The following is a 3,726-nucleotide window of genomic DNA, read 5'->3' on the forward strand; positions in this document are numbered from 1 at the left end:
GCCCGGGCGGCCGTCCGTGCCCTTGAGTCATGAACGCCGAGGTGGCGGGACCGTAAGACGGTCCCGCCACCTCGGCGCTTTCCCTGCGCCGCGGCGCGTACGAGCGCTCCGACGAGGCTGCCGCACAGCGGGTTACGAGCGGATGACCCGGTCCGCATCCCGTTCGAAGCCCCGTCCGTGAGCGGAGCGCAAACACCCCCTTACAGCGGGGAAATCGCGGACTGCCCGCCCGCGCCTACCGTCGTACGGCGTGACTCCCACAGCAAACGTCGTCCGGCGCCTCGCACGGCTGACCCCCGGCTGGCGCACCATCCGCGGGCGGGTCACCGTCGTCCTGGCCGTGCCCACCTGCCTGCTCCTCGTCCTCACCGGCCTCGCCGTCGCCGACCGCGCCGGAGACTGGGCCGCCGCACGCGAGACCCACGACCGGGTCGACCGCGTCCTCGCCGTCCAGGCCCTCGTCCACGAGCTCCAGCGCGAGCGCGGGCTCAGCAACGGACTCCTCGGCGGCGCCCGCCAGTACCGCGACGACCTCGACGCCCAGCGGACCCGCTCCGACACCGCCCGCACCGCACTCGGCGACCTGATCGGCGCCGACCCGCTCGGCCGGCTCGGCGCCGTGCGCTCGTCCGTCGACGGAGGCGGCTCGCGCACCGAGACCTTCGCGTTCTACACCGACGCCATCACCACCCTCACCCGCACTCACACCGCGCACGCGGCCGGCGGTGACCGGGCCCTCGGCGACGCCATGGACGCGCTGCGCGCGCTCGGCGACGCCACCGAGTCCGTGGCCCTGGAGCGCGGATCCCTCAACGGGGTGTTCGCCGCCGGACGCTTCCGGACCGACGAATACCTGGCCTTCGCCGAGGTGCGGGCCGCCCGGGTCGCCGCCCTCGGCCAGTTCGGCAAGTCCGCCACCGCCGACCAGCGCGCCGCTCTCGACAAGGCCCTCGCCACCGCCGACGCCCGCCGCGCCGCGGACCTGGAGAAACGGGCCGCGGCGGCGGCCGACGGCTCCCGGCTCGCCGTCGACCCCGACCTGTGGTGGCGGTCGATGACCGTCCTCGTGGACGACCTGTACGGCGTGCAGCGCACCGTCGGCGCTGACGCCCGGGCCCGGGCCGGGGAGCTCAGCGCGGCGGCCGGCCGACAGCTCGCCGGATTCCTCGCCCTCGGCTTCCTGATCGTGGCGGTCGCCGCCGCCCTCGCCGTACTCTCCGCGCGCTCCATCACCCGCCCGCTCGGCGCGCTCGCCGAGGAGGCCGACGAGGTGGCGGGGGTACGGCTGCAGGAGGCCGTGCAGCGCATCCAGGAGGCGGACGCGGGCGCGTTACCAGCGGCCACCCCGCTTCCGTACCGCCCGGACGCACCCGTGCCGGGCAGCGCCCAGGAGATCACCCAGCTCGCGGCCGCGCTGCGGAACGTGGAGCGCACGGCCGTCGGCCTCGCCGCGCAGCAGGCCGCCCTCCGTCGCAACACCTCCGAGTCGCTGGCCAACTTGGGCCGCCGCAACCAGAGTCTGCTCCGTCGCCAGCTCGGACTCATCACCGCCCTGGAGAGTCAGGAGATCGACCCGGAGGCGCTCGGAGAGCTCTTCGAGCTCGACCACCTCGCCACCCGGATGCGCCGCAACGCCGAGTCGCTGCTCGTCCTCGCCGGCGAGCAGGAGCCGCAGCGGGCCTGGCCGGGCACGGTCACCGCCCGGGAGGCAGTGCAGTCGGCGGTCGCGGAGGTCGAGCAGTACCGGCGGGTGGCGACGGCCGACGTCGAACCCTGCCGCATCCGTGGCGACGCCGTCGCCGACCTGTCGCACCTGCTGGCCGAGCTGATCGAGAACGCGCTGGTCTACTCGGCGGTGCAACTGCCGGTCGAGGTGTACGGCTGGCGGGACCTCGACGAGTACTGCCTGGCCGTCGTGGACCGGGGCGTCGGCATGGGCGCGGAGGCCCTGGCGCGGGCCAACGCCCGGCTGGCGGGCGACGAGAGCTTCCTGGTCGCGCCCTCCCGGCAGCTCGGCCACTACGTCGTCGGCCGGTTGGCCGCCCGGCTGGGCGCGCAGGTCGAGCTGCGCCCGACGGACGGCTCCGGCATCACCGCGTACGTGGGTCTTCCGGCGACGGTGCTCGCGACGGAGGGCGTGGTACCGGCCACCGCCGCTACCCCATAGCGCCGGCCGGCTGCTTCACCGTGACGTTGAGGCGGTTGAAGAAGTTCGTGATGCCGATCATCAGGACGATCGAGGCGAGCTGCTTCTCGTCGTAGTGGTCGGCGGCCGCGTCCCAGACCTCGTCCGGCACGGCGTCCGGGCTGTCGGCGAGCCGGGTCGCGTGCTCGGCCAGCGCCAGCGCGGCCCGCTCCTCCTCGGAGAAGTACGGCGTCTCGCGCCAGGCGGCGACGGCGAACAGCTTCTCGTCGGGGACCCCCGCCTTCCTCGCGGACTTCACCCCGTAGTCGACGCAGAACCCGCAGCTGTTGATCTGGCTGGCCCGCAGGTGCACCAGCTCCAGCGTCGACTCCGGGACCCCGCCCTGCTTGGCGGCCTCCATCAGGCTCTGAATGGCCGCCCCGGCGCCGGGAAGGACGTAGGCGGGGTTGGTCATACGGGCCTTGACTTCGTACGGCATGTGAGCACTCCTCGACGATCGTCCCGACCGCCTCCCCGGCGGCCTTCACTGCATTGACGGATCGCGCGCCGCGGATGTGACACGTTCCGGAAAGTTTCTCAGGACGCCCCGTCGATCCGGGCCCGGGTCCGGATCGCGGCGACGGCGGTCCGGCCGCATCCGTCAGGATGGAGGCATGACCGAGATCCGTACCCCCCGCCTCATCCTTCGCCGCTGGACCGACGACGACCTCGTTCCCATGGCCGAGATCAACGCCGACCCCGAGGTCATGCAGTGGATCGGGGACGGGGCGGTGCGGGATCTGGAGGAGACCGCGGAGGACATCGAGCGGTGGGAGGAGGAGTGGGACGAGGAGGGGTTCGGGCTCTTCGCCGTGGAGCTCATCGGGTCCGGGGAGCTGATCGGGTTCGCAGGGCTGTCCGTGCCCGAGTTCCTGCCTGAGGTGCTGCCCGCCGTGGAGATCGGGTGGCGGCTCGGGCGGCCGTTCTGGGGGCAGGGGTACGCCTCCGAGGCCGCCCACGCGGCCCTGGAGTTCGCGCTCCAGGACCGCGGGCTCGACCGGGTGATCGGCATCGCCCACATCAGCAACACGGCCTCCGAGAACGTCATGCGCAAGCTCGGCATGGTTCCCGAGCGCGAGACGACCCATCCGGCCTTCGGCACCCCGCTCCGCGTCCACGCCATCGACCTCAGCGAGTACCAGGCCTGAGCCTGTCCCTGAGACGACGGAAGACCCGCGCCGACGTCGTCGGCGCGGGTCTTCTGCGTGTCGCCGGTCAGCGGACGCTGGTGAAGGCCTTCCAGCCGGTGCCGATCCTGACGCCGGAGCCGATGCCGCCCGTGCCGTTGCCCGCGTAGCGGTACAGGTCGCCGGCCGTCGTACGGCCGAGGATGTCGTCCTTGCCGTCGCCCGTCAGGTCGCCGATGCCGACGAAGTCGACCATGCCGCCCCAGCCCGAACCGATCTTCGTGCCCGAGCCGATCGTGGACCTCCCGGTGCCGTAGTAGCGGTACAGGTCGCCGGTGGCCGTACGGGCCACCAGGTCGGCGACCCGGTCGCCGTTGAGGTCGCCGGCGCCGACGATGGTCAGGGACTTCCAGC

Annotated in this window: 4 protein-coding genes; 2 read left to right on the forward strand and 2 right to left on the reverse strand. The window is 73.2% G+C overall.

Annotated elements, in window-relative coordinates:
- The first annotated feature begins 250 nt into the window (after positions 1 to 250).
- Positions 251 to 2,167 (forward strand): sensor histidine kinase, encoded by a 1,917-nt coding sequence (locus VIU94_RS23180; RefSeq protein WP_331913787.1) that lies wholly within the window; start codon positions 251 to 253, stop codon positions 2,165 to 2,167.
- On the opposite strand, the gene VIU94_RS23185 is transcribed toward VIU94_RS23180, so the two are convergent.
- On the reverse strand, positions 2,157 to 2,624 hold the full coding sequence (locus VIU94_RS23185) for a carboxymuconolactone decarboxylase family protein (protein WP_331913788.1): 468 nt from the start codon (positions 2,622 to 2,624) through the stop codon (positions 2,157 to 2,159). The two genes, VIU94_RS23180 and VIU94_RS23185, sit on opposite strands and share 11 nt — an antisense overlap.
- A 175-nt stretch (positions 2,625 to 2,799) precedes the next feature.
- On the opposite strand from VIU94_RS23185, the gene VIU94_RS23190 reads away from it, so the two are divergent.
- Positions 2,800 to 3,333 (forward strand): GNAT family N-acetyltransferase, encoded by a 534-nt coding sequence (locus VIU94_RS23190; RefSeq protein ID WP_331913789.1) that lies wholly within the window; start codon positions 2,800 to 2,802, stop codon positions 3,331 to 3,333.
- A gap of 67 nt (positions 3,334 to 3,400) precedes the next feature.
- On the opposite strand, the gene VIU94_RS23195 is transcribed toward VIU94_RS23190, so the two are convergent.
- The coding region (locus VIU94_RS23195) for an FG-GAP repeat domain-containing protein (protein ID WP_331913790.1) at positions 3,401 to 3,726 on the reverse strand (326 nt) is incomplete at its 5' end.

This window comes from Streptomyces sp. (assembly GCF_036566765.1).
Taxonomy (GTDB): Bacteria; Actinomycetota; Actinomycetes; order Streptomycetales; family Streptomycetaceae; genus Streptomyces.